Genomic DNA, 25,520 nt, shown 5'->3' with positions numbered 1-25,520 from the left:
TCCTGATTGGCTCACCCCGCTATGCCGACACCTGCGGTCGGCCGTGGGCGGAGCCACTGCCGGTCCACGCACGATGGCACAAAAGTCCATCGCCGTCGGCACGCAGGTGCAATGTCGCGGCACGTGAGGGACCCTAGCGTGTTCCTGGTTCACCCTGCACGCCGTGCAACGGCCCGTCCCGCTAAGGAACTTCGCCCATGTCCGACTCTGTGATATCCGCCTTCGACGGACTCGTTGCGGCAGCACCACCCGCTGCCTCTACGCCGAAGCTCGACACCGCCTGCGTCATCGGCGGCAGCATCGCCGGGCTGCTGGCAGCGCGCGTGCTGACCGACCACGCACGCCGTGTCGTCATCATCGAGCGCGACGAGCTGTCGGCCACAGGCCAGTCACGTCCCAGTGTGCCGCAGGACCACCAGGTGCACACGCTGCTGCCGGCCGGCCACCGATGGGTCGAGCGGTGGCTGCCCGGATTCACCCAGGAAGCACTCGACATGGGAGCCGTCCTGGCCGACGCGGGCGCGGGCAGGGTACTCACCGCCTTCGACGGTCACCCGCAGGCGCCCAGCCACGCCGATCACCACCTGCTCACCTGCAGCCGGCCCTTCCTCGAAGCCCGCATCCGTGCCCGTGTCCTGGCCCGGCCCAGCGTCTCCCTGGTGCGGGGCCGGGCGACGGGCCTGTCGTACCGAGACGGCGCGGTCAGCGCCGTCTCCTACACCGACGGCACCGCCGAGCACACCCTGGCAGCCGACTTCGTCGTGGACGCGATGGGACGCGGCAGCAGGCTCTCGGAGTGGATCAGCCAGGACGGCTACGACAAGCCCGCCCTGGAGCGGCTGGAAAGCCCCATCAACTACGCCACCGCCCTGTTCGAACGCGACGTGCAGTCCACCTACCTCGACGTGCCCTGCGCACTGGCGCTCTGCAGCCCGGGAGCCGGGCCCGACGGGGTGTCCGTCGCCGCCGCCAACGCTGTCGAGGACAAGCAGTGGCTCGTCATGCTGATGGGCTACGGAGACGACCGGCCCGGCAGGACCATCGACGACTTCCGCGCGGCCTGCGCCGCACTGCCCCCGGTCTTCGCCCAGGCCACCGCCGGCGCCGTCACCCGCGACATCGTCACCTACCACCAGGCCGAATCCAGGCGGCGTCACTTCACCGGCCTGGAGCGCTTCCCCGCACGCCTGGCAGTCGTCGGCGACGCGGTGGCCTCCTTCAACCCGGTCTACGGCCAGGGCATGTCCTCAGCCGCGCTCCACGGCTCCTGCCTGTCGGCATACCTCGCCGGCGACCCCGACCTCACCCGGCCCGCCACCGACTTCTTCGCCCTGCAGCAACTGGTTGTCGACGCGGCATGGGCGGTATCCGCCGGAGGCGACAGCGCCCGCCTCGACGCGCTGGCCGGCGTCGAGCCCCCCGAGGACGTACGCCGGCAGCGCTGGGCACTTCAGCAGGTCATCGGCGCAAGCACCGTCGACGGCAGCGTCGCTCGCTCCTTCAACGACGTCTCCTACATGCTCCGCCACCCCGCCACCCTCGCCGACCCCGCCCTCCTCGAACGCGCCGTCGCCGCCAACCAGAACGTCGAATAGCCCGCAGCAGTGCCATCGTCGGAGGCGGCACCGCAGTGTTCGTGGACCGGGCCTGTCCGGCCAACGGCAGGGGTCGGGGACGGGCACACGCAGGGATGACCGCGGTGGACGCAGGCACAGAGATGCTGCTCAACCGATCGAGCAACGGGCTTCCTTGGTTGTGGTGGGTGTCGTAACCGCGTCACTACCAAAAGGCCCGTTCTTTCATACCCGCGGCCGCACCCGCACCTCCGTCCAGACGGTCCCCCGCACCGCACGTCTCGAACAAGATCCGGTCTGCCACAACGCACTGAGATCCATGGCGGCAGCCTCTCAGGAGTGCCTCGCACCACACGCCGGTTTCGAGAGGACTTTTGCGAACGGCGACCTGCGGAGCCGACGCGAAGCGTCTGCGCTCTCCCTTTCAAGCCGAGCGCAGACGCACATCTACCGATCCAGCACAGAAAGTCACGAAGGAGTCCCCCTCATGAACCGCACCGTTGTCATCACCGGCACCACCTCCGGCTTCGGCCGCGACAGCGTCCGCCTGTTCGCGTCCCAGGGCTGGAACGTCGTGGCGACCGTCCGCAAGGAGACGGACCTCGCCATCCACAACGACCTGCCGAACGTGAAGACCCTCCTGCTCGATGTCAACGACGAGGGCGCCGACACTGCCTTCGCCGAACAGGCTGCCGCCCAGTTCGGAGGCATCGACGCGCTGGTGAACAACGCCGGCTACTACCACATGGGCCCCGTCGAGGCCGCATCGATGGAGCAGATCCACGACCAGTTCCAGACCAACGTCTTCGGCCTGATGGCCCTGACCAAAGCCTTCCTGCCGCACTTCCGCAAGCAGCGTTCCGGCGTGATCGTCAACATCTCCTCGATCAGCGCCGACCAGGGCTACCCCTACACCGCCGTCTACGCCGCCTCCAAGGCCGCGGTCGCGGCCTTCTCCGAGGGCCTCAACGTCGAGATGGCCGACTTCGGCGTCTCGGTCAAGGCGGTCTTCCCGGGCGCCCACGCCACACGCATCTTCACAAAGATCGACCAGGCGGGCGACATTCCCGAGGACTACCAGTCCGGCATGCAGCGCTTCTTCAGCATGCAGGGCACCGGCTCCAGCCCGGCCGTGACCGCGAAGGCCATCTATCAGGCGGTCACCGACGGAAGGATCGAGAAGGTCCGTTACTACACCGGGCCCGACGGAGTCGCCGTACCCCGCGTCAAGCAGCTCCTGGGCACCGACTGGTACTGGGAGGAGTTCCGCAACGCCTCCACCGGCAACCCCAGCGACCTGTGGAAGAGCCTCGTCACGCAGGGCAAGGAACCCGTCGAGTTCGCCCTCTGAGCCACCGCCCTGTCAGTCCTGCCCACCGTTCTCATCGTCGTCGAGCCCGGCCGCTTGCGGATCGCGCAACGGCCGCAGGCTCCCGCCGGCAGGGATGGAGGCATTGAAGCTGTAGCGGCCCAGGACGTTGAGGTTGCGGTGCTTGAGCGGGGACAGGCGGGCGACGTCCTCGTCGCGGATCTCGTGGCCCCTCGGCGCGGAGCTGGGCGACGGCGGCGTCGATGTACTGCGTCGTCCAGAGCACCACGGCGTCCAGAACCAGGCCGAGCGATCCGATCTGGTCCTCCATTCCGTCCCGATACGCCCACCAGGTCCCCGGGCTGAGCCGGATCGGCCCGCCGGGCCGTCTTGGCGACCGTCGTGTGCAGCCTTTTGTCCGCGATCCGCCGAACCTCGGCGACCTGCCGGGCCAGCGCACTCACCCCGGGCAGCAGCACCCGATGCCGACGCAACCAGCCCACCGCGTGATCGAACAATGCCTTCGGGCCCTCGGCGTGCGCCGTCCAGGCCCGCCCGTGCAGGAACGCCCGGAACTTCCGGCCCGCGGCGTGGTCCTCGTAGAGGCGGTAGCCGTATGCCTCCTGGATCTCCCACGCGTGCTCGCACTGCGTCGGCCCCCTGCCAGCCGTGGCCGCCGGCCAGCGCGCTGTCCTGCGCTCCCCAGTCACCGGTACCGGCGAGCATCGCCCAGTCGCTGATCCCTGCGCACATGACCGCCACGTTGAAGCGGTCGCCGCGCCCTGCGGCCCACGCGGTCATGAATCCGCCGTGGCTCCAGCTGCCGATGCCCAGCCGGTCCGGGTCGGCCAGACGATCGCCGCCGAGGCGGGTCTGCGCGACTTGCGGCTGGCTGCCGAGACACTCACGAACCGCGTCTGCCATGTCAGGCGCTGTGCAGGGGCGGAGTCGGCCGCCTCGCGGGCGGCCCGGGACGATGCGGCCGGCTCCGGCCGGCGAGAGCGGCACCGTCCCCGTCCCGGGGGCCGCCCGGGGTCTCAGACGAGGAAGCCGCCGTCCACCGCAAGGTGCGCCCCGGTGATGTAGGAGGCGTCGTCCGAGAGCAGGAAGGCGATCGCCGTCGCGACCTCGTGACCGGTGCCCACTCGGCGCATGGGGATCCCGCTGTCGGCGACCTTCTGTGCCTCCTCGGGATGGGCCGCGGTCATCTCGGTGGAGATCACACCGGGCTGGAGTTCGTTGACACGTATGCCCTGGGAGGCATACTCCTTGGCCGCCGTGCGGGTCAGGCCGCGGATCGCGTGCTTGGCGCTGGAGTAGTCGGGCGTGGGACCGCCGCGGTCGGCAAAGACGCTGGAGACGTTGACGATCGCGCCGCCGCCGGCGGCCAGGATCGCGGGGATCTCGTACTTCATCCCGTGGAACAGGCCGGACAGGTTGACGCCCAGCACTCGGTTCCACTTCTCGGTGCTGAGTTCGTGCAGCGGCTCGAAGTAGCCGGACATTCCGGCGTTGTTGACGCCGTAGTGCAGGGCGCCGAACCGGTCGACGGTGCGGGAGACGGCCTGTTCTAGGTCGTCCGGCACGGCGACGTCGCCGGCCACCGCGAGCGCTTCACGGCCGGTGGCCGCACGGATCCGGGTGACCACCTCGTCGATCTTGTCCTTGCGGCGTCCGACGAGGGTCACGTCAGCCCCCCGCTCGGCGAGCAGGAGGGCCGTCGCCGCTCCGATGCCGCTGCCGGCGCCCGTGACGAGGGCGACCTTGCCTTCCAGCGCAGTGTTCATGATGCCTGTCTCCTCACGTGTGCCGGGGCCGGGTCTCCGGTGCCCGGGAATGGTGGAACCGGGGCGGGGTGCGGCCCTCAGCCGGTGAAGTCGACGGAACGTCCGATCTCCGCCCACTCGGCGTCCTCGGCCGCCTGCTGCTCCGTGGCTTCGGCGATGTAGTCGACGGCGTGGCCGCCGAGCACCAGGTGCAGCGGGGGCTCGGGGTTGTCGGCGAGGTCCAGGAACACACGAGCGACCTTCGCCGGGTCGATCGGCTCGGTGCCGGTCCAGCCGCGCAGGTGCTTGGCCTGAGCGCCGACCGTCGGCTCGTAGGCGGGGTCGAAGGAGGGGATCTCCATCGAGGAACCGGCCCAGTCGGTGCGCATGCCGCCCGGCTCCGCGAGCGTGACACGGATGCCGAGGGGCGAGACTTCCTTGTGCAGGACGCCGGAGAACCCTTCGACCGCGTGCTTGGCGGCTTGGTAAGCGCCCAGGCCCGGAGCGGTCAGCCTGCCGCCGATCGAGGTGACCTGGATGAAGTAGCCGCTGTTCTGCTTGCGGAAGACGGGCAGCACCGCCTTGGTCACATGGACCGTGCCGTAGAAGCAGGCGTCGACCTGCGCACGGAAGGCATCGAGGGTGACCTCCTCGATCGGGGTCATGTCGGCGTAGCCCGCGTTGTTGACCACGATGTCGATACGCCCGAACGCCCGCACCGCGGTGTCGACCGCGGCCTGGGCCTGCGCCGGGTCGGTGACGTCCAGCTCGACCGCCAGCACCCGGTCGCCGTACCTGGCTGCCAGGTCGTCCAGCGCCTCGGTACGACGGGCGGTGGCGACGACCCGGTGACCGGCGGCGAGCGCCTTCTCCGCCACCGAGCGGCCCAGACCGCGCGAACTACCCGTGATGAACCAGACCTGCTCGCTCATGGATGTCTCCTCGTCCACGGTTGGCGTTTTGCGCAACTCGATTGCCTTAAGTTAGCACACTTGAGTTGCGCTAACAATGCAACCCGAGTGCGTTAAACTCGACTCCATGGACACGACAGAACCTCCCGCCTTCCAGCGAGCCCGCTCGCCCGAGCATCGGGAGCGTCGTGCCCGGGACCTGCTGCAGGCGGCCGCCGAACTTGCGGAGTCGGGCGGAACCCGAACGGTGACGCTGAAGGGGATCGCCCAGCGGGCCGGCGTGCACGCCTCAGCCGTTCGCGGTTATTTCTCCTCGCGTGAGGAGATCCTGCTGCGCCTGGCGACCGCGTCGTGGCAGGCGTGGTCGCGGGACCTGACCGAGCAGCTCACCGGAGCCGGGCCGCTGGACGCAAACGGCCTTGCCCGCTCGATCGCCGCCTCCCTCGCGGAGCACTCACTCTTCTGCGACCTCCTCGCCCATGCGGCCGTCTCCCTGGAACGCGAGGTTCCGATCGACTGCCTGCACGAGTACAAGAGCGCCGCGGTCCGGGTCGTCGACGAACTCGCCGATGCCCTCCACCGGGCGCTGCCCGCCCTCTCTCGGGCGGACGGACGCGAGGTCGTGGCCGCCGCCACCGCGCTGGCTCCCGCCTTCTGGCAGTACGCGAACCCTGGGGAGACCCTGGAGCTCCTGTATGAGCGAGTGCCTCAACTGGCCTCGGCACACGTCGACTTCGAGCCCCGCATGACCGTGCTGCTGACCGCACTCATCAACGGCCTGACCGGTCCGCGAATCTGAGAGGGCGGAATGAAAGTACATAGGAGATTTGCCGTCACCTGAACGTGTGGCGGTGCGGCATCCCGACCGGTCGGCGGCCATGGGCATGTTGGGCTGGGTACCGTGAGCGAGCACAAGCCCTACAAGACCGACGTGAGCGACGAGCATTGAGCGACTCTGTCGGGAATCTTGAGGACGGCAGTTAACGATCGTGACGTTGCGTCAGGCTCGTTGGAACGTCCCGCCCTCGTTCCCCAGGAGCCCGATGTGTCCCTTCAACCTCACTCCGGAGCCGAGATCCCGCCGCTGACCGCCCGGGTTGCCCGCGCGGCCAACCCCAAGGGCACCACCGCGATGTTGGATCCGCGACCGCCTCGATGGCCTCTGGAGTGACGAGGACTTCACCGCCTGGTACCCGCGCGACGGCCGCCCTGGGCTCTCACCCGCCCAGCTCGCCACCGTCTGCGTGCTGCAGTACGCGATGAACCTCTCCGACCGCCAGGCCGCCGAGGCGGTGCGCTGCCGAATCGACTTCAAGTACACCCTCGGACTGGACCTGGACGATCCCGGCTTCCACCACAGCGTCCTGTCCGACTTCCGCGACCGGCTCGCCGAAGGCGACCGCGCCGACCGGCTACTGGGCCTCGCACTCACCCGCATCCGACGGGCCGGCCTGCTCAAGGGGCGCGTCACGCAGCGCACCGACTCCACCCACGTCCTTTCCGCCGCACGGGAGTTGACCCGCCTGGAGCTGGTGACCGAGGCGGTCCGCGCCGTGCTGGAAGAGACGGCCCGCGACGCGCCAGAGGTGCTGGATGAGCTGGTCACCGCCGAATGGGCCCAACGCTACGGCCGGCCGGTTCGCCTGTGCTCCCAGCCCAGCCGCCCCGTCGCCCGCCCGGAGCAGGTGGGCAACGACGCCCGCGAACTGCTGCAACGCCTTGACGCCCGGTTCCCCGGCGGCGCTCCGGCGCAGGCGAAGGTGCTCCGAACGATCCTGGTGCAGCACTTCCTGGTGGATGCCAAGGGGCGGTTTAGGCCGCGCACGAAGCGCGACGGCCAGCCGCCCTCCCGGATTCAGATCGAGTCGCCGTATGAGACCGAGGCGCGCTGGACACGCCGCGGCGACACCCGCTGGACCGGCTACCTCGTGCACGTGACCTGCGACGACAAGCGGATCAACGTCATCACGGACGTGGCCACCGTCGTCTCCAGCGCGGGCAGCCAGGCACTGCCAGGCATCCACGCCCGCCTCAGGCGGCTGCGCCTGCTGCCGGACCGGCACCTGGTCGACGGCGGCTACCCATCCGTGGCCGGCATGGACGCCGCCGCCCGCCTGCACCGCGTCACTCTGATCGGGCCGCTTCCGCCCAGCACCACCCCGCAGCACCGGGCCAACGACGGATTCGGCCGGGAGAACTTCATCATCGACTTCGACCAGCGCGAGGTAACCTGCCCCACCGGGCAGGTCAGCGGCAACTGGCAGGACCTGCCGGTGGCCGAGCCGACCAAGGTCACAGTCCGGTTCGACGCCCGCCAGTGCGGCCGCTGCCCCGAGCGGGCCAAGTGCACTCCAGGCCCGTTTCGCAGCCTGTACTTTCCCACCCGCCGCCTGCACGAACTCCAAAACCAGGAACCGCGCCGACCAGCAGGATGCGGACTGGCGCCGACTCTACGGGCGACGCTCGGGGGCCGAGGGCACCATCGAGGAATTCGCGGACGGCCACCGCGGACGCCGGTGCCGCTACCGCGGCCTGGCCAAGACGCACGTCCAGCACGTCCTGACCGCACTCGCGATCAACGTCGAGCGACTGAGCCTTCAAGAACCCGCCGACGGCTCGTATCGGCCCCGCCCTCCCACAGCATTCCAGCAGTACCTCGACGCACGCGACTTACCCCGGCCTCTGTGGTGGCACCAAGGGAAGTGACGCCCGTCCTCAAGATTCCCGACAGAGTCGCTCAGTGGGCGAACTGGCCGAGGTCAGCCTCCATGAGTCAGGACGGTGGCGGACTGCGTTCGTAAGCCAGGAGGTCGCCAGCCGGTATTTGCCAGAGGATATGGACCGCGCGTTCGACAAGTTCTCACCTCCGCTCGACGAAGTCGTGCCTGGGTGGGTCGAGGCGTATGCCGTTCTCCTGCCCGATTCGGATCTTCAGCACTACGAACCCGAGAAGAGCAAGGGGCGGGTAGTCGAGTTGGTCAGCCCGGGCCCCGGCCAGGCCGTTCACGTCTCGGTCCTGCTCGCTGCTTCGGGTAGCCCCCCGTTCCCACTGTCACAGAGACAGAACGAAGTGGGCTCGTTTCTCCTTGCTGACGGGCGTCGTGTGCTGCTTGTCGCTGAGCCCGTCAGTGTGCCGCCCCACTTGCAGGAAGCGATCGAGTGCACCCGCCAGTCCGCCCAAGTGGCCGCACTCGCACGTGGCCTCGACCTGGCCGACGAGCACCCTGTGCATCCGCTGATCTGCGTGGACGATTGCGGGAGCCGCCTCACTGTCGAGACTGCCGCCTGGACCGTGGAGGGCAGTCTCCGGTGAGATCGATCATGGTCCGGCTGTGGCGAGGGTGCTGACGCGGTTCTCGTATTCGCGGCGGGCCTTGCGCTGGGCCGGGACGCTCCGGGCGCCGTCGAGGGGCTGGCAGTGGGCGAGGAGCTGGCGGTGGACCGCCGGGGTGGTGCTGATACGCAGCGTGTAGCCCTGGCCGCGCCGTACGGTCACGCCCAGGTCGAGCGCGGCCCGCTCGGCGGGCTCCAGTTCGGCAGTACGCAGGAAATCGGCGACCTTGCCCGGCATGTCGAGGGCGACCGGCAGCTCCGGAGCCGGGGCGCCCTGGTCGACGGCGGTGTGTTCGGGCATGAGGTCGGCGACGGCCGTACGGATGGCGCCCCGGCTAACGTGGTGGTCGCGGGCCAGACCGGCGATCGACTGGCCACCCAGGTACCCGGCGCGCACCGCGGCGGCCTTCGCCGCCGTGACGACCGGGCGTCGGCCGCCCTTGTTGCCCTTGGCCTCGGCGGCGCGCAGTCCGTCGTAGGTGAGCTCGCGCTGGAGGTCGCCGGCGGCGGCGAGGGTCTGCACCATGAACTTCACGGTGGACAGCAGCTCGCCGGTGCGCGGGTGGCGGGCGGTGAGGTCCATGGCGGAGAACGCGCCGTCGTGGGGACGACGACGCGCCCCCGTCCTCCCCATGGCCACGACGACGCCGACTCCGCCGTTCCCTTGGCCAATTACGAGGAGTTCCGCATGGGGAAATACGAGATCGTCGACACTTCGGCCGCTGAAGCGGGTGGAGGCGGCTGGAGGTGCCGGGCTCCTCCTCGAAGACGACCGGATCGTCGATCCCGGCCTCGTCGAGGACGAGGTCCTGCCGGTCGGTCGACTGCTGGTCGGTCGACACCCTCTTGTAGACCAGATTGGCCACGCTCTTCCCCGCTTCTGTCGGCGCATCGGACCCGGACTGTCATCAAGCCCTGTCTTCAGCCGTCATCGGATCCGATTGGATCTGAGCCGTCGTCAGACCCCTGGATCCCCGGGTCCATTGGACCTCCGTCGCGACTGTCGTCATTCGATCGTTTGATGACAGGCCGAACGGTGGGCGCACGCCGAGAGCCGGGCTTCACGGGTGTTGTCCCGTCTCACGCGACCTTGCCTCTGTCTCGTCTGACCTTGTTCCGTTCGCCTTCCGGGAGCAAGGTCAGGTGAGACTGTCAGGGCCGGCGTCGGGTTTTTATCCCCAGCCGCGAGGCGCCTTGTCGGACCGAGCAAGTGTGGCCCGGAGCTCAGTTCCTCGTCGGCGCTGGGGCGTCCGCCGGCCCAGCCTCGCGCACGGGTTCGAGCATGAAGACGGGGATCACACGATCGGTCTTCTCCTGGTATTCGGCGTACGGCGGATACGCGGCGACCGCGCGCTGCCACCACTGGGCCTTCTCGTCTCCGGTGAGCTCACGGGCCGTCATCTCCTGGCGTTTAGAGCCGTCCTGGAGCTCCACCTGCGGGTCGGACTTGAGGTTGAAGTACCAGACCGGGTGATGCGGGAAGCCAGCCTTCGAGGCCACGGCGGCGTAGCGGCCCTCATGCTCCACACGCATTACCGGGATCTTACGGATCTTGCCGCTCTTCGCGCCGCGCATCGTGACAATGACGACGGGCAGGCCCGTGTCCCAAAGCGTCGTGCCCTGCGTGCCGCCCGAACTCTCGTACAGCTCGACCTGTTCGCGAATCCACTGTGCTGGACTCGGCCCGTACTCGCCCTCAAGAGGCATCGCCTTCACCCCATCGTCGCGTGCGGATTATGTTGCGCAGTTCAGCACATGCGTCGCGCGGAGGCGAGACCGCCGTTCCCGCTCTGCCGACAACTTCAAGTGAGACGGCACGGTACCGCCGTATCACTTGAAGTTGTCTTTCTGCAGATCAGAGCGTCACCCGGCAGCAAGATCGAATGAGACGGGGCAGGTGTGAGTAGTTGCGGTACAGGAAGTGCCGTTGAGGTTGATCATGGTCGGCTAGTGTCTCGTGATCCTGATCATGTTACTTCGAGTTGTTATTGACGAGTTTCTTCACGCTGGTCTGGACGAGTAGGACCTTGGCGAGGATCTCGTCGGCGGTTGCGGTCCAGGTGAAGGGTTTCGCGTTCTCGTTCCAGGAGTTGATGTAGTCGCGGATCTGTTTGACCAGGACGTTGACGCTTGCGAACGTGCCGCGGCGGATGGACTGCCGGGTGATGATCTCGAACCAGATCTCGATCTGGTTCAACCACGAGGACCCGACGGGGGTGAAATGGAAGTGGACGTGCGGGTTCTTCGCCAGCCACGCCTTCACGTCCGGGGTGGTATGCGTGGAGAGGTTGTCCAGGGCGACATGGATCTCCTTCCCCGTATGCGGCTTGACGGCCTTCTTCAGGAACGCCAGGAAGTTCGCGCCGTTCCGGTTCGGCTTGCACTCGCCCAGCACTTCACCGGTCGTGACGTTCAGAGCGGCGAACAGGTTCGTGGTGCCGTGCCGCACATAGTCGTGGGTGCGCTTCTCGGTGGCCGCGAAGGCCACCGGCAGCACCGGCTGGGTCCGGTCCAGGGCCTGCACCTGGGTCTTCTCGTCGACCGACAGCACCACGGCGCCACCGGGCGGGGCCAGGTACAGACCGACGACATCGGCGACTTTCTCCGCGAATGCCGGGTCTTTCGAGAGCTTGAAGGTGCCCGAGCGGTGCGGCTTCAGATTCTCCTCACGCCAGATGCGGGCGATGTAATGCCACGACACCGAGATGCCCTCCCGCCGCTTCAGATGGCCGGCCAGCGTCCGCGTCGACCAGTACGAGCCGTACAGCAGGAAGTAGCCGAGCTGCTGGTGGACCTGCCAGGTTCGCTTGAGCAGTGCGGGGGCGATTCCCTGGCCGCGGGCGGGCCCGGCCACCGCCAGGCCGTGGACCTTGGCGACGAACAGGCTCAGGGCCATGGCCTTCTCCGAGCCGTAGCCGCTCTTCAGGGCCGTCTCGATGAGGGTGCCGGGGGCGGTCGCGGACAGCACGCCGACGGCGCGGTCCTGCTGGTCGGTGGCGACCAGCGTCAGCGACACGGTGGTCAGCGACTCGTGCATGGGACGGCTGGTGAAGGCGAGGGAGGCGGCCTCGTGGAAGGCGTCCGTGCCGCCCAGTCCAGCGAGCATGGTGGAGGCCGCCGTGCCGTCCTCGATGGCGGCGCGCAGGACGGGGATGATCCTCACCCCGTCTCCGGTGGTGGCCATCAGCGCGTCGGCCGCCTCGACGTCCTGCGGACGGGCGAGGTGGATACGGGTGCCCGCCGGGCCCTGCCAGCCCGCCCGGATGCGGTCGTCGGACAGCGGCGGTGTCTGCTTGGCCTTCTCGGCCGGGCGCTTACCCATGGGTGGAACCCCCTGCTCATCGCCGGTCGCCGGTACGGCCGTTGGCGCTCAGGTCGATCTTGTCCTCGGAGCGGTCCGGCTTAGCGCCGGTTTTCGGTCGGATGTTCCTCGCTGTGGCCGGGGTGGTCCGGTTCCTCGTCCTCGTCGGTGTACTGCGGTGAGCAGCGAGGCGCCCGCGATCATCGTCGTCTTCCGGGTGGCGATTCCGATGACGGCGTCGCCCACCTGGGCCGCGGCGGCTGCGCACAGGACGAGCGCGGCAGCGGGGCCCGGCCAGGCGAGGGGTGCGACGAGGGCCGCCACCCCGAGGGGTACTCCTCTGGTCGCGGGGCTCAGCCGTCGGCCAGGACACTCCCGGTCACGCTACCCGGCACGACGGAACCGAGCAGGGCGCCGGCGATGACGCCCCCGACCCGGTAGAACTCCGCGAGCGTTGGAGCCACAGGATGCGGGAACCGATCCGGGACCGGCCCGGTCGCCGCTGGTCAGGGCGTACGCCTCGTCGGGCAGGACGACAGCACTGCAGCTGCGGGCGAGCCGCCCGCGCACACGGTCGAGGGGGAACGACGGCCCGTAGAACACATGGCGGACGTTGACCAGGAACGCGGTCAACGCGACCGTCGCCAGGGGGGTGACCGCGACGGGCAGACACACGAGGAGGAAGTCGAAGGAGCCGGCGTGGACGACCGAGGTGAACAGGCTCGCGCGCCACCAAGGCAGGCCGGCATGGGTGACGAGCACCCCGAAGGCGAGGCCGACCGGGAGTGGGTCCAGCCCCACGGAGGTGGAGGCCGCTCACTCGCGAACGTCGGTCAGGTTCCACGTCTAGGGGTAGACCGCGGTCCTCAGACCTCGGCCGGTCCACTCAAGACCTCTTCCTCTGTCGGCCGGCATCACGAACCCGCCCCCATCAGGAAGCTCCAGGCGTCCCGCGCAAACCAGCGGACGTCTTCTTCCCCGGTCTCCCGCTCTCGCATACCCACCATCCAGCGGAGCCGCCGCTGCCGCCGGGCCCCACTCCCAGGAAACAGGGTGCCTCAGTCCACAGACGTCTCCAGCGGTGTCGGCGGGGCCGTCACCCTCTTGGCGAGGAACTCACGCATGCGGTCCTCGACTTCGTCGAACTGCCGGCCCGGCGCCGCGAAGCCGCGGAAGAGGGTTGTGCAGTACTCGCGAGAAAGAGATTCCGCGTCCCATTCACCGTCGAGTTTGATCCATTGGTACGTGTGGTTGTGCATGTTGAGGAACTGGAGTGTGGCCAGCCTGGGGTCCATCTCGCGGAACGAACCGTCCTCCACCGCCAGCACGAGAAGCCCCTGTACAACGTCCTCGAACTCCTGGCGCCTGCCCAGCAGTCGGGCCAGGTTGGCACCGTCCAGGTTCCGGTAGTCGTGCTCGTAGACCCAGACGTGATCGAGCCGGGCGAGGATGTTCTCCACCAGTGTCTGCGACAGCATCCGCAGCTTCAGAACCGGGTCGGCTTCCACCTCCGCGATCCGGCGCACGGAGGCCAGCAAGGGCCGCATGACCCGGTCCTGGATCTCGACAAGAAGGTTCTCCTTCGAGCCGATGTAGTAGTACAAGGCACCCTTCGCGAGCCCGACCACGGTCCCCAGCTCGACAATGCCGGTCGCGGCGTACCCCTTCCGTGCGAACAGGGCCGCAGCCTTGTCGATGATGTCCTGCCGTCTGACCTCGTAGTCCGGGCCGTGTCCAGGTGGTCTCCCCATGAGGCCTCACCCTAAGCCGTACCGTCAACGGCCGACCCTGCCGACATGATCTTGCGCCTTGTCCCTTGCCTTCGGACACGCGAGACACCGGGTCCCGGGGTCCTGCCCGGCCGAGGCCGCGACCCGCGCGAGTGCGAAGTTCGGTTACGCGGCCCCGCTCGACGGCCTGGTCCCGAAGTCCGTCCGCAGCGGCTTCAACCCCGTCTCCCTCGACACCTGCACATCCGGCGGGAAGGCGTACTGCCTGCTCAACGACATCGCCCCACCGTCCCGTGGTACGACGCGAAGCTGATGAAGCGATGCGGCTACCAGGTGCCCAAGACCTGGGCACCTGGTACCGGAAGACCGGGCTGAAGGCGGCCTCCCAGCATCCCGGAACCATCGTCGGAGCCATAAACGGCACGTACGGCGCCGACGTCTGCTTCGGCAACGGCGGCTGCCCCACCCGCCACACGCTCAGCCTCACCGAGGTCCACATCGACCTCGGACAGGACGACTGCACGCGCGTCGCCGATCTACTTCAGCCGCTCGTCCGGAAGAAGAAAGGACGACAGGATCCTGATGCTGCCGGCTCCGGCCCGGTTCGGCGACTTCATGCGCGCACCCGCCTTCAAGGTACCCACGAGGCGGATCGCCGCCGCCTCCATGCTGCCTTGGCAAAGGAGCGAGACCAGGTACACCTCGGGATCGGCCTGCCGGACGAGCTTCCGTGTCCGCCGTACGGTCACCGGTGGGGCATGCATCGACCTGACCGCCACGCTCCCGAGGGTCAGGACGCGATCGGTCACGCGGAAGTCGGACGCGTACTCGCTCAAGAGCTCCACAGGCACATGGGTCTTGATGAGGTCCTCGGTCCGGAGGACCGTCTCATACATCGTTTTCCTCCCCGTGCCATGCTGCTCCGTCATCGCCCAGAGCGCGGCATCACACGAGGACTGAACACCAACGTCGGCGCGCGGACTTTGGCCGGGAGTCGCATTGCAGGGAAGACCTGAAACCGCGCACATCGAGCGGGATCCGGCCCAGGGCTTCGACGTAGTCGCGTGACGCCCGGTTCGTGGCGAACCGTCGACTCGGCGGTGCTCTCGGAACGTGACAGACACGGTTTCCAAGATCATGGAGTTCTCTACGACCCGTGATCCGAGTGGAGGACCGTGCCTGGCGACGCATCATCTCTGATCCCACCTGCCCTTGACCAACTGCGTGAGAATCCGCAGGTCGGCCCCGAGGAGGTCCCGGGCCTTGGTGGAGCGGGTGGCCGGGGTGCCGGACGCGCGTGAACCGCGTGGGGTGCGCCACCGCCTGGTCGTCGTGCTCGCTCTCACCGCGCACTGTGAGAGGCCACGAGCGTGTCCGCCTCCCGGTCCGGCGGGAGGTCGTTGGAACGACGCATTTCGACGTCGACGAGCACGGTTCCGTAGTTACAGCCCTTGCGCTGGGCGTACTCACCCACGCGGGGCGCGGCGATGAGCGGCTCCGGGAGCGAAGTGACCAGCCCCAGCAAGGTGTTCCGGCTGACAAGCGCTCCTGCGCGGGCAGGACCTCCTCCGCGCAGACGAACGGCCGCGCTCTCAACAACACCACAACGAACTTGCCTGCCGTCGGCAGATCACGAGGAAACCGGGGGTAGGAGCCGCGTATCTGCCCTGACCGGCACCCGCACCCCGGGCAAGCCGCCTGCCGGACCGTACTCTGGGCCTCGACCCGGACGACCGTGTCGGTCAGCTCGACCGACTCCACCACTACGTCCTCCACCGAGGAGAACATCAACTCTTCGAGTTACGGCCGCAATTCGAAAATCAATCCTCTCCACGCAGGTCAAAGCGCCCGGCGGCCACAATTGATTCCCCGCGCCGGAGCCCGGGCCGCCCCCTGTCTCGCACGAGACTTGGCTCCGATGTTCCCTTCGTCATCGGAGATGTTGGCGGGCAAAACCCGCTTCGACGTGGAGCGGTGATCCGAACCAACGGCTCACCGCCTGGAGCCAGCGGCACGGTGCACTGTTCGTGTCCTCGCTCGCCAGTGCCGCCTCTCCGCGGATCAGCTCACTTCGTCGCAGTCGGGGTGGGCTTTTCGGTCACCCAGTGGGCGAGGCCGATGGCCACGGCGCGCTCGACCATGTCGTGAGCCCGGAGGGCCATGGCGGCATTGCTGAGGCATGAGGGGCACAGTGCGAGTCGCTCCACCATGCCTTCGCGGGTCGCCACGTAGAGCTGCGCCTGACCGCCCGGGTGCGGGGCGGGGGCCACCAGCATGCCGCTGACCGGTCCCTGGAGGTCGGTGACGACCTCGCGCGGCGTCATGTTCTGCGGATGCAGGGTCATGGTGCCGTCGGAGTAGCCGATCACGAACTCGGCGCCCGTCGGATCGTAGGCCGCGGCGCGGGCGAGCATCGAGTCGGGTATCGCGTCGATCACCGCGTTCCACTGGGTGTGTCCGCCGTGGGTGACCATCTCCTGTGTGCAGCCGATGCTGCCGGTGCCGTCTCCCACGGGCAGCAGAGTGCGGCCGTCGGGCGTCATGGCGATACGGTCGACGATCGGACCGCACTTCAGGGTGTGAAGCAATTGGAAACGGTTCTGGTCGTCGTAGGCGTAGATGTCGCCGCCGTAGCCGCCGACCAGAACCCGGCCCGTGGACGGCACCACAGCGACCGAAGCGGCATCGTGCTTGGGTACGGCCAGGACGCGAGTCACCCGGGCCGAAGTCGTCGACACCACTTCCACGTCGCCGAGCAGGCACGGTACGTATGCGGTGGTTGCGTCCGTGGTGAGCGTTGCCTCCCCGGCGGTGCAGGGTACTTTCACTGTTCGTGTACGGCCGGTGGCCAGGTCCACCACCCGCAGGCCGCCCCCGCCCCCGGTCAGGACCGCGACACGGCCCTGAACGTCTGCTGCGGCAAACAGGATCGTGCCGCCCGGACGCAGGGTCCGTACAGCCGTGCCGTCCGCGAGCCGGGTAAGGCTGAGCGTGCCGCTGCGGTCGGCCAGCCAGGCGAAATGCGGGTCCGCCGCAGGAAGCAGCGCCTGGTACGACGTTCCTGGACGGTTCACCAGCAGGGTGCCGTGCCGTACCGGCCAGGACACGACGTGGTGGCCCGTGGTCCCCCACAGTCGGCTGCCATTCACGGACCAGGCCACGTCCCCGACCGCGTCCGCACCGGTCAGCCGGGTGCGCACCGTGCCGCGATCCACGTCGACAATGTCGACACCCGTTGCTCCGGCGACCGCGAGCCATCGCTGATCAGGGGCCAGGCGGTAGGCCGTCGGGCGTTCGGTGGCCGTCAGGATCCGAAGGAGTCGGCCGTGTCGGCGGACGGTGAGCTGAGCCGGGCCGGGTCCTGAGGCCACGGACAGGGGGCCGTCGTGCGAGTGTGCCGCAGGGCCGGGCCGGTCCAGGCGACGAGCGGTGCGGACCGATCGTTGTGCCGACTGTCGGACCCAGCTGGTGCCGTCCGCAGCTGTCACGACGACCGTTCCCGCAACGGGTGAGCTGCGGAATCGCAGCGAGTGCGACGGCACACTGAACGCGTCGTCGGGCACCGGGTGTTCCAGTGCCGCCTCGATGGCGAACGAGTGGACGGCTGCCTCGTCCCCTCCCAGCGTGGCGGCGGTCTCCAAGGCGTTGTACGGGTCGGTCGCAGCACTTCGGATCCGCCAGCTGGACGCCTGGTAGTTGGCGGCTTCCGCGGCGTTGGACCGGGCCCAGTTCGACTGGATGGTCGAGGTGACAAGGTAGGACACCAGCGCAATCACCGAGATGAACACGCTGCCCGCCGAGATGAATCGTCTTCGGACCGTCCTTCGTCGGCTGGCTGCCAAATAGGCCATGGCCTCGGGCGCGCCCACCGGTCCGACCGGAAGCCGACGGCGCATCAGCCGCTGCTCCCGTGCTCCGGCGAGCGCCTGCCGCGGACGGCCTGCCGCGTCCCAGTTGCGGGAGCGCACGCGTAGTTCCGTACGCCACTCCTCTTCCCGCCGGATCTTCGCGTAGACGTCCGCGAGGCGGGGTGCCACGGAGGGAAGGTCGGCACCGACCTCGATTTCCAGGATCCGCTTCCCCTGGTTCTCCGCAATGGAGCGTTCCCAAGCGCATGCGCCGGAGGCTCGCGAAAAGTCGGAGACGCACACGAGGACCAGCTCCGCGGCGTCGATGCCTTCCTGCGCCTCACGACGCCAGGGGGCGGAAGCCAACATGTCGCTGCGGTCGATCCACACCGGCACCCCGCGGTCGGTGAGGCAGACAACGAGCTCGTTGACCCAGGTCTCGTCGCTGCGGCTGTAGGAGACGAAGAGGTGCGGCATGTCATCCCTCCAAGACCGGCGGTAGGGGGCCGCACAGGTGCGCGTGCAGCGTGCGCCGCGTCGCCGCATCGAGGCTGTGCAGTTGGGCGGGCGCGGTCCAGCACCCCTTCATCCGGCTGACCAGACGCTTGATCAGTCCTTGGTCGGTGGAGCAGCCGGGGCAGCCGTCGACTCGCCACGTATGGCCATCCGCCGCCTGCACCACCGGGTCCGTGTCCCGCCAGCCGAGCGCTCGAACCGAGCTTGAGTCGGGAACCCTCCATTTCACCAGTCGCAGCGCGGTGGAGGTCTGGGTCGTCACCACCGCGACGTCTCCCGCCACCGAGCCGATCACAACCTGTCTGCCGTCCGGGGAGACCGCGACCGCCGAGACGTCGCCGGCGAACAGGGTCATCCAGCCGCTCTGGTACGACTTGCCGTCGCGGCGGTAGCGGATCCGTGTCCGGCGGCCCTCGGACTCCACGAGGACGCCGTCCGCCTCGGCCCTCGCGGCGGACGAGAGCGGAACGCGGACCGGGCCGGTGACCGGACCGTCCGGGACCTGCCACACCGCGTCGGCCTTGTACCCAAGGCAGTTGGCCGTCGTCCCATCTCTACTGACCCGCAGATTCGTCACCTGCGGGACGTCACGGCAGATGATTCCCAGATCGCTGTGCGTAGGCAGGTGCAGTACCCGCATCGGCTGGTCCTGCCCGCCGATCGCCACGCGTTCCCCGGGCAGCACAACGGTGAGATAAGTACGGTCGGACACGGCCACGCCGGTCGGTACGGGGGCGTGTCCCGGTACCAGGCGCCACAGTTGCCGATCGGCCCCCGTGACCACGCCGTAATCCGCGTCCGGAGCCACCCCTCCCGTGGGTACGAGGGGGTCGGCGACCGTGCCCTGTGCAAGCACCCGACCGCTGGCGGCGTCCACCAGCGCGTAGTCGTTCCTCCCGCGCCGAACCAGGGCTCTGGCGCCACCGTGCGTGGTGGCTTCCAGGGACAGGATCTCGCCGAACGCCCCGGACCGACGCACAGTGCCGCCTCGTGGCGACACCGTCTCCAGGACGCCGGCGTCGTTCGCGACGGCGACCCGGCCGTCCCGTAACAGGCACACCACCACCGACTCGCGGGCCAGTCGCACAGGGAGGGTTCGTACGTGCCCGGTCGCCGTGTCCATCACCGCAAGTCCGGCGGGGCCGACGGCCACCACCGTACGGCCGTCAGGACTTGCGTCCATGTCCGTCAGCTCACCGATCCCGCCGACCGCCACGTGGTACAGCACCGCGCCCGACCGCACGTCGTAGATTCCGAGATGGGGCACGCCGCTGTGGGCGCGCAGCCGCACCACGGACCGCTCGCCGCGGCCGAGGGGCTGCATGCCCTCCAGCGAGTACCCGACACCGACATTCAAGGTGCCCTGGGACCACGGCACAGACAACGTGTCGCCCAGTGTGAGCCGGGCCAGCTCCTTCTGGCCCGCATCACCGTTCAGCAGCATCGCGCCGGCCAGCAGCGACGACCACTCCGGCTCCTGCTGCTCGACCCTGCGGTCGCCGGTGGTGACCACGGCATCGAAGTTGGTCTGCTTCGCCTTGGCGATCAGCGGAACCGCTGCGGCGACAGCCAGGGCGACCAGCGACGCCACGGCGACCGCTCCCCAGCCACGGATCCACCTCCACCGGCGCGAACGCCCAGCCTGGGCCCGGGAGAGACGGACGTAGCGGGCGACCGTCTCGTTGCCCGGTACGTTCTCGTCGATCGCGAGTTCTGCCAGGAACCGCTCCGCGTCCCGCGCTCTGCGGGGGTCGCCCATCAGATGCTCGACGTGGTGTCCGGTTCGTGCCCAGACATCAGCCTGCGCGCGCAGATCCCGCAGTCGCCACAGCTTTTCCGGCTCGGTTGCCACCGCCGCCAGGATGCTGCCACACGTAGTCACCGGGGCGTCGTGGTTCCATATGATCCAGTTGAGCGAGCTGAGTTCCGGCACCTTGGAACTGCTCACCCTGTCCACCCGGACCGGGACCAGACGCACGAAGCGATGGTCTGTCAGCCTCGCCCGCCAGGCAGCGTTCTCCACCGAGGCCTGCGAGATGACGATCACAGCCACCTCGCCTGCGTCGGTGACCTCTATCCCGCCGGCCTCAAGCGACCGCCGCACCGCCCGCACACAGGCCGCGTCCTCGTCCACGGCGACCAGGCTGGCTGTGGGCGTGGACTCGCCGTCCTGCACCTTCCCCCCTCACACCCCGGAGCGACGACGGCCACAACATCCCGTTCGGTCCGGTTGGAGGACTATTACAACCCTCCGTCCCCTGACGCGCCACCAGTTGTCCACAACTAGGGTCTTTCGCTCGGATCACCGTACGGACCAGAGGAAAACGCCTGTCACGGGGAGTCCCGCCGGATGGATCGTGGCTGCCTTCTCATAACGGGGTGCGATGCCACGCCCTTGGTTGAGGCTGTCGATGACCGCACCGGCGGGCCATGACGCCGGCGAAAGCGGGTACATCGCCGAGCTGCCCGACGGTGAGAACGCATCTCAAGGACACCAGGGCGTTGAAGTCGGTGCCCCTGGTCCTCAGGATCCGCGGCAGTGCCGCTGCCGCGATCAGCAGCATCACGACGGCGAACACGGTGCAGAGGGTGCGCCGCCGGCGCTCCCTGCTCCGCTCCCACGCGGTGTGCCGAAACGACGTCTGGACGAACTCGCCGACAGGACCGCTGGTGTCGATGTAGCCGTCCTCGCGCAGAACGGCCATCAGTTCGTGGGCCTCCGCCGCCTGCCGGTGGTCGGCGATCAGTCGCTCCGGTCCTCGACCGCCCCGGACCCACGCCTCGGTCTGGCCGCGCAGATCACGAAGTGCCCGCACGTGCTCGGGGTCGCCCAGCGCGGCGACCAGCACGGTGCCGAATGCGGTGACCGGCGAGACGGGATCCACCGTGACCCAGTTGATGGGACGCAGGTGCTCAGGCGCCCGACTGCTCCGGACTTGATCGACGCGAACCGGGACCAGCCGTACGTCCTGATGCCGCGCGACTTGTTCCGGCCATGCCGGATCGTCCACCGCTGCGCCCGATATGAGGACGATGACGACATCGGCGGGGCCATCCTGCGTGAGGTTCAGTCCGGCGTTCTTCCATCCCCGCTCCCGGTCGTCGGATGCCCGTGCTCCGGGACCGACGTAGTCAGCAGGGTCGCTTCGGACACGGCGCTCGGCAAGGGGGTACAAACAGCGCTGCCCGCGGGCCAATCGGAGCACTCCAGGTGCGTCCACGACCGCGCACACGGAATGACACTGTCAGCGGACGCGGCGCGCGGAACACCGATGCGCGGGAGGTGCCGTCGGCTGTCCCTGGCACATGCGGACCGGCCGGCTCCCGCTCGGTGACGTGCCTGGAAGCCGGTTCCTGTCACCCCCTCAACCAATGAACAGCACCGAACGAGGGCCTCCTATATGGGCCACCGAGCGACCGGGGTCCAGGTTCAGGACGAAGAAGGTGCAGTTGGCGCCGGAGTAGACGCTCATCGTCTTGTCCGTCTGGTTGGCGATCAGATCCGGCTGGACCTGGAGGTTGATGCAGACGTTGTTCGGCGGGTTGGTGATCCGGAACTCCTGACCGCTGATCGAGAAGTACCGAAGCGCTCCCGTAGCGGCTTGAGCGTTGGTGGACAGACCGACGGCCACAACGGCTGCAGTGCCCACCGCCAGGCCGAGCCTTCCCAGACGGGCAAGTGTGAGCATGAGATGTCCCCGTTCCCTGCGTGGCGCCGACTCCAAGAAGTCCGGCAGCCCGGTGGAAGTGCCCCGTTCGGGGCTGATTGGTGTTTCCGCTCTGCACACCGGACCGGCGGGATGCGGATCGCGCCGGTTCGGACAGTGCCCGCACCGGCATGCCCGGGCATGAACAGCCGTCAGCCCGTCCCAGGCGCGGCGCGACAGCCGCCCAAGGTCAGGAGCCCAGGAGCCGACATCCTCCAAGCACCCCACGACCGCGGACCACCGCCCACACCCCATGACCAGGCAATCAGCACCCCGACACAGTCGGGAATCGTTCAATACCGCCAGAACGCCCACTAACCGGCACAGCCGGTGCACCACGCCCCGACGGAAGCAGGCGGGGTTCGGCACGTCCCTCATCTTGGGCAGGGGGCCATCGGTCCACCACACCTGTGCCGCTCAGCGGACCGGAACGTCGCCCTCCGCGCGTCCCGTTCCGGCGAAGCCGCTGCCCCGGCGAAACCTCCGCGATGGGTGCAGGAAGAAGTCCTACGGGGGCGGCTCCGCACCGGTTGCATCCAGGGGATGGTCTACGGGTCCGATCTGCTCTGAAGGTTTGCTCCGCAAGTCCGGATCTGCTCCGCTGAGTGCGGTGCGCGAGGTCACTCCGCATGTGCGCATGGCGGAGTTCGGTTGCACGGCAACGGTCTTCGGGGAACGGGAAAGTGCGCGTGCGATGGCCGGGTTGGTCAGACCGGTGAGCAGCAGCCGGACCACTTCCCCCTCGCGCGGGGAGAGTTGGTCGCCGTAGCAGGATCCGCATCGGCGACGGTGGGGCCGCTCCCCCTCGGCGGCCCCACCGGGCGCTCGGCCCGTGCCGTGCTCACTCTCTCCGGTGAACGGACTCAGCAGCTGGCGAGCCACTTGTGGGAGCGCACCTTGAGGCCGGGGCCGCCGCTGACGCCAGGGCCCTTCACGCCCTGTCCTATGCAGCCGAGATACCCCGTTTGGCCCGCTCCGGAATAGAGGCCGACTCCCTCGTACGAGGAAGAAGTCCCGTGGTTGTAGACCGACTTGACGTTACGGTCGTCGGCCCATGAACACGTCACGGACCCGCTGGTCCAGTCGTCGTCGGCGTTGCTCCAAGTGCACCTGTTTCCGGTGTAGTTGATCTGGTCCCAGACGCACAGGCTGCCGGAAGGGCAGTCACTCGCGGCGGCTTCGGCCGAACTCGGTGCCAGCAGGCCCAGAGCCGCCACCGTGGCGGCGACGACGGTCGCGCTCAGAGTCCTGCGGACTGTGCGTGTCGTGACGTTCATTCATGACCCTTTCCCGTGAGTGATCCTTGATCGAGCCGGCGGAGAATACGTCCCGGGCCGGCCCTCGGCGGTGCTGCACGGAGTGTGGAATGCCGACCTTGTCGAAACCTTGTCCGACCTGTACGCACCTGCTGGTGGACCCGACCTCTCAACGCCCCAGCGGCGGGGCAGGACGACGAACCCGCTCGCGTCCTTCGGGTGGCTGACGGTCCTGATGGTGAGGCCGAGGTGAGTCTTCGCCCAGGTCTCTTGTGCCTGGCCTCGTCATCACATTTCGTGAGGCACGACAGAGCGAAGCACCTGTGGCACATGGGACTCAGACCCGGAAACGCGACGCAGACAACGAGGGCCGAGGTCCTCAAGGCCGAGGCCGTCGTCACGCCCGTCCAGGGCCCCAACTGTGCTCTGACCGGAGGCAGTTGCTACTCGCCGTACGACGACCGCCACCTCGACAGCGCCGGGAAGCTGGACGTCGACCACCTCGTATCCGTACCTGTGACGGTCCGAAGAGGTTTTTGGCAGGTCCCAGTGTCAGCAGTATGCCGCTGACGGTTGCGGACGGGTTGATGGAGCGGCCCTCTCACTCATGCGTTGAACTCCGCGATTGGGTGCCGCTCTTGCTGACATTTGCTGCCTCTGGAAATGAAGTACAGGATGCGCATCCTGGACAATCCCTCCGAGCTGTCGGAGCGTGCTCAGGATCTCCTTCGTCGTACAGGCCGACGTGAAAGTCCGGCCAGGTTCGAAGTCCCGATAGAGATGTGGCGGGTGCACGACCACGCAGGCCATCTCGTGCCGGCTCCCATGGAGCTGATCATTCGATGCGAGGGCTTCGAGCAGAGGTTCGGTGGCCTGCGCTACCAGGTGCGGCACAGCTGGACGCTGAACGGGAAGCGATGCGAGACGGCCTACAGCTGGGAGTACGACCATTTCGGCGTGAGAACACGGGCCTGGCAGGATCCCGTGCGAGGTGGCTGGTATTTCGAATGGCTCGGACAGCGCGTGTCGAAGCCGTGCCGCGACCTGATCCATACGGACGGAAGTGTCGGCACTGACGTGGACGGCAGCAGTCCGTACCTCCCCGTGGCTCCCTCGATGACCCACCTGATCGAATCCCATGCCCTCACCGACGCCGTGTCCGTCTGGCGGCCCTGGCCTGCCGGCGGTACCGCGGCCGCCTCGGCCGCCGAGGTTCTGGACGGACTCGTCCACGTACCGGAAGCCTCGTGGGAAAGTTCACGATGGCGGCTGTCCGAGTCAGCCGCGGTCTGCGACAGCGAAAGCTGGGACCGCGAGAATCCGAGTCGTCGTGTGCGCATCTGGTCGCGGGACGAGGTCGGCCACCGCCAGGTCCAAGAGGCTTTCGAGAGTCGGTGAGCAGGATCTCGGCATCTCGGGATGTGGATGTCCAACGGCTCAGTCGGTTTCGTCACGGGCCAGGCGTCTGCGCAGAAGGAGCTTTTCGCCATGGGCAACTCCCGGGGCCTTCCGGAACGGAAGATCGGCGTCTGGCTGAGCGGGCCGGAGCCTTTGTCCCGGCGCCGATTCTCAATCGGTCGATGTCGTCGACAACGACCCTCTGCCCAGCGGGCAAACGCACCCGGGCAGGGGCCCGTTGGAATGACACAGCGTAGGCCGGAACGAAATAGGCCCGTTCTGGCACATCCTCTGACGGCTGATGCCGCCGCAGCCCTCACCCGAGGGGTGGACCGCATCCCTCGTCACCGACCTGGCCAGCGGCAACAAGACGCCCGAGGCCCGACGCCGGCCTCCAACCCGATGTGTCGCTGGAGGTGGACGACCCCGGGAGACCATAACCGTGCTCTGCGCGGCCCGGGGCCTCTGGCTGACGCTGTCGCGCTGTTCCGCCAGTGGGCCGGTGGCGGCGACGAACGCGTTGTGTGCGACCCGGGCAAGGTCACTGCGCCGGTCACCGTCGGCGCGGTAGGGGGCCTCGTGCAGGTTGAAGGTGACGTCGACGACTCGGGCGGCGAGCGCTAGGACACGCGGGTCTTCGGTCAGCGGCTGGAGCCAGGTCAGGGCCTCGCCCACGGGGTGCGCACCTCCAGCGTGGCCGTCTTCGCGGTCGCCTGCTCCGTCTCTGACGCGTCGACCGCAGGTACGGGTCTGCGGGTCAGTTCGTAGGCGAAGCGGACCGGGTCGGTGAGGCGACCGTCCACTGTGCAGGGGCCGAGCTCGGAGGAGAGCGGGGGCCGACAGGCGCCGCAAGGCGTGTCAGGGCTTTGCC

The 25,520-nt window shown here is 68.4% G+C and carries 22 protein-coding genes and 5 pseudogenes; 8 read left to right on the top strand and 19 right to left on the bottom strand.

The genetic code is table 11. The features are described from left to right. Nucleotides 1-197: 197 nt before the first annotated feature. Together ACIBJH_RS40665 and ACIBJH_RS40660 are read left to right on the top strand one after the other, a co-directional pair. Nucleotides 198-1,595: an FAD-dependent oxidoreductase gene (locus ACIBJH_RS40665; protein WP_399121972.1), complete on the top strand. Its 1,398-nt coding sequence runs from the start codon at nucleotides 198-200 to the stop codon at nucleotides 1,593-1,595. Between the two features lie 466 nt (nucleotides 1,596-2,061). After that, nucleotides 2,062-2,925, top strand: coding sequence for an SDR family NAD(P)-dependent oxidoreductase (locus tag ACIBJH_RS40660; RefSeq protein ID WP_399121971.1), 864 nt, complete (start codon nucleotides 2,062-2,064; stop codon nucleotides 2,923-2,925). Nucleotides 2,926-2,937: 12 nt separating this feature from the next. Here the strand turns inward: ACIBJH_RS40660 and ACIBJH_RS40655 are convergent. From ACIBJH_RS40655 to ACIBJH_RS40635, 5 genes and pseudogenes are all read right to left on the bottom strand, one after another. Continuing rightward, nucleotides 2,938-3,229, bottom strand: a pseudogene (locus ACIBJH_RS40655) (Tn3 family transposase); the annotation flags it as partial. Next, a pseudogene (locus ACIBJH_RS40650) lies at nucleotides 3,228-3,530 on the bottom strand (DUF4158 domain-containing protein); the annotation flags it as partial. The pseudogenes ACIBJH_RS40650 and ACIBJH_RS40655, both read right to left, overlap by 2 nt. A 76-nt stretch (nucleotides 3,531-3,606) precedes the next feature. Next, nucleotides 3,607-3,807 (bottom strand): annotated as a pseudogene (locus ACIBJH_RS40645) (prolyl oligopeptidase family serine peptidase); the annotation flags it as partial. Nucleotides 3,808-3,920: 113 nt separating this feature from the next. Beyond that, nucleotides 3,921-4,670 carry an SDR family NAD(P)-dependent oxidoreductase gene (locus ACIBJH_RS40640; protein WP_266501873.1) on the bottom strand — a complete coding sequence of 250 codons (750 nt, stop codon included), beginning with the start codon at nucleotides 4,668-4,670 and terminating at the stop codon, nucleotides 3,921-3,923. 77 nt (nucleotides 4,671-4,747) lie between these two features. After that, the gene (locus ACIBJH_RS40635) at nucleotides 4,748-5,581 is read right to left on the bottom strand and encodes an SDR family NAD(P)-dependent oxidoreductase (protein ID WP_266501871.1); all 834 of its coding nucleotides are present in this window, start codon (nucleotides 5,579-5,581) and stop codon (nucleotides 4,748-4,750) included. A 106-nt stretch (nucleotides 5,582-5,687) separates the two neighbouring features. Between ACIBJH_RS40635 and ACIBJH_RS40630 the strand changes: the two genes are divergently transcribed. The 4 genes and pseudogenes from ACIBJH_RS40630 to ACIBJH_RS40615 all read left to right on the top strand — a co-directional run bounded on the left by ACIBJH_RS40630 (nucleotide 5,688) and on the right by ACIBJH_RS40615 (nucleotide 8,873). After that, entirely contained in the window at nucleotides 5,688-6,359 is a 672-nt protein-coding gene (locus ACIBJH_RS40630; protein ID WP_266501868.1) for a TetR/AcrR family transcriptional regulator, read from the top strand. Nucleotides 6,360-6,819: 460 nt separating this feature from the next. Continuing rightward, nucleotides 6,820-6,915, top strand: a pseudogene (locus ACIBJH_RS40625) (transposase); the annotation flags it as partial. Nucleotides 6,916-8,005: 1,090 nt separating this feature from the next. Next, nucleotides 8,006-8,266 (top strand): annotated as a pseudogene (locus ACIBJH_RS40620) (transposase); the annotation flags it as partial. Nucleotides 8,267-8,396: 130 nt separating this feature from the next. After that, entirely contained in the window at nucleotides 8,397-8,873 is a 477-nt protein-coding gene (locus tag ACIBJH_RS40615) for a hypothetical protein (RefSeq protein WP_399121970.1), read from the top strand. Nucleotides 8,874-8,879: 6 nt separating this feature from the next. On the opposite strand, the gene ACIBJH_RS40610 is transcribed toward ACIBJH_RS40615, so the two are convergent. The 5 genes from ACIBJH_RS40610 to ACIBJH_RS40590 all read right to left on the bottom strand — a co-directional run bounded on the left by ACIBJH_RS40610 (nucleotide 8,880) and on the right by ACIBJH_RS40590 (nucleotide 13,945). Beyond that, nucleotides 8,880-9,527, bottom strand: coding sequence for a hypothetical protein (locus tag ACIBJH_RS40610; RefSeq protein ID WP_399121991.1), 648 nt, complete (start codon nucleotides 9,525-9,527; stop codon nucleotides 8,880-8,882). Between the two features lie 590 nt (nucleotides 9,528-10,117). Next, a complete protein-coding gene (locus ACIBJH_RS40605; RefSeq protein ID WP_399121968.1) occupies nucleotides 10,118-10,600 on the bottom strand; it encodes a nitroreductase family deazaflavin-dependent oxidoreductase in 483 nt (160 codons plus the stop codon). A 265-nt stretch (nucleotides 10,601-10,865) separates the two neighbouring features. Continuing rightward, a complete protein-coding gene (locus ACIBJH_RS40600) occupies nucleotides 10,866-12,215 on the bottom strand; it encodes an IS630 family transposase (protein ID WP_399121967.1) in 1,350 nt (449 codons plus the stop codon). 363 nt (nucleotides 12,216-12,578) lie between these two features. Further along, the gene (locus ACIBJH_RS40595) at nucleotides 12,579-12,995 is read right to left on the bottom strand and encodes an AzlC family ABC transporter permease (protein WP_399121966.1); all 417 of its coding nucleotides are present in this window, start codon (nucleotides 12,993-12,995) and stop codon (nucleotides 12,579-12,581) included. Nucleotides 12,996-13,252: 257 nt separating this feature from the next. Next, the gene (locus ACIBJH_RS40590; RefSeq protein WP_399121964.1) at nucleotides 13,253-13,945 is read right to left on the bottom strand and encodes a TetR family transcriptional regulator; all 693 of its coding nucleotides are present in this window, start codon (nucleotides 13,943-13,945) and stop codon (nucleotides 13,253-13,255) included. A gap of 58 nt (nucleotides 13,946-14,003) precedes the next feature. Here ACIBJH_RS40590 and ACIBJH_RS40585 point away from each other — a divergent pair, with 58 nt between their 5' ends. Then, a complete protein-coding gene (locus ACIBJH_RS40585) occupies nucleotides 14,004-14,237 on the top strand; it encodes a hypothetical protein (RefSeq protein ID WP_399121963.1) in 234 nt (77 codons plus the stop codon). Nucleotides 14,238-14,460: 223 nt separating this feature from the next. On the opposite strand, the gene ACIBJH_RS40580 is transcribed toward ACIBJH_RS40585, so the two are convergent. From ACIBJH_RS40580 to ACIBJH_RS40545, 8 genes are all read right to left on the bottom strand, one after another. Then, nucleotides 14,461-14,820, bottom strand: a complete 360-nt coding sequence (locus tag ACIBJH_RS40580) for a hypothetical protein (RefSeq protein ID WP_399121962.1) — start codon at nucleotides 14,818-14,820, stop codon at nucleotides 14,461-14,463. 49 nt (nucleotides 14,821-14,869) lie between these two features. Beyond that, complete coding sequence (locus ACIBJH_RS40575) at nucleotides 14,870-15,712, bottom strand: transposase family protein (protein WP_399121960.1); 843 nt, start codon at nucleotides 15,710-15,712, stop codon at nucleotides 14,870-14,872. A 278-nt stretch (nucleotides 15,713-15,990) separates the two neighbouring features. After that, a complete protein-coding gene (locus ACIBJH_RS40570) occupies nucleotides 15,991-18,249 on the bottom strand; it encodes a toll/interleukin-1 receptor domain-containing protein (RefSeq protein WP_399121959.1) in 2,259 nt (752 codons plus the stop codon). Nucleotide 18,250: 1 nt separating this feature from the next. Further along, complete coding sequence (locus ACIBJH_RS40565) at nucleotides 18,251-20,464, bottom strand: hypothetical protein (protein ID WP_399121958.1); 2,214 nt, start codon at nucleotides 20,462-20,464, stop codon at nucleotides 18,251-18,253. Nucleotides 20,465-20,657: 193 nt separating this feature from the next. Next, a complete protein-coding gene (locus ACIBJH_RS40560) occupies nucleotides 20,658-21,173 on the bottom strand; it encodes a hypothetical protein (RefSeq protein ID WP_399121956.1) in 516 nt (171 codons plus the stop codon). Between the two features lie 480 nt (nucleotides 21,174-21,653). After that, nucleotides 21,654-21,977, bottom strand: coding sequence for a hypothetical protein (locus ACIBJH_RS40555; RefSeq protein WP_399121955.1), 324 nt, complete (start codon nucleotides 21,975-21,977; stop codon nucleotides 21,654-21,656). 525 nt (nucleotides 21,978-22,502) lie between these two features. Beyond that, nucleotides 22,503-22,877 (bottom strand): helix-turn-helix transcriptional regulator, encoded by a 375-nt coding sequence (locus tag ACIBJH_RS40550; protein WP_399121954.1) that lies wholly within the window; start codon nucleotides 22,875-22,877, stop codon nucleotides 22,503-22,505. Beyond that, entirely contained in the window at nucleotides 22,859-23,272 is a 414-nt protein-coding gene (locus ACIBJH_RS40545) for a peptidase inhibitor family I36 protein (RefSeq protein ID WP_399121953.1), read from the bottom strand. Before ACIBJH_RS40545 ends, ACIBJH_RS40550 begins: the two co-directional genes overlap by 19 nt. A gap of 654 nt (nucleotides 23,273-23,926) precedes the next feature. Between ACIBJH_RS40545 and ACIBJH_RS40540 the strand changes: the two genes are divergently transcribed. Then, a complete protein-coding gene (locus ACIBJH_RS40540) occupies nucleotides 23,927-24,649 on the top strand; it encodes a hypothetical protein (protein WP_399121952.1) in 723 nt (240 codons plus the stop codon). Between the two features lie 659 nt (nucleotides 24,650-25,308). Here the strand turns inward: ACIBJH_RS40540 and ACIBJH_RS40535 are convergent. Beyond that, the gene (locus ACIBJH_RS40535) at nucleotides 25,309-25,452 is read right to left on the bottom strand and encodes a hypothetical protein (protein WP_399121951.1); all 144 of its coding nucleotides are present in this window, start codon (nucleotides 25,450-25,452) and stop codon (nucleotides 25,309-25,311) included. Nucleotides 25,453-25,520 lie beyond the last annotated feature (68 nt).

The sequence above is a fragment of the Streptomyces sp. NPDC050548 genome (assembly GCF_044457385.1).
GTDB lineage: Bacteria > Actinomycetota > Actinomycetes > Streptomycetales > Streptomycetaceae > Streptomyces.
This window is presented reverse-complemented; position numbering and strand designations above follow the sequence as displayed.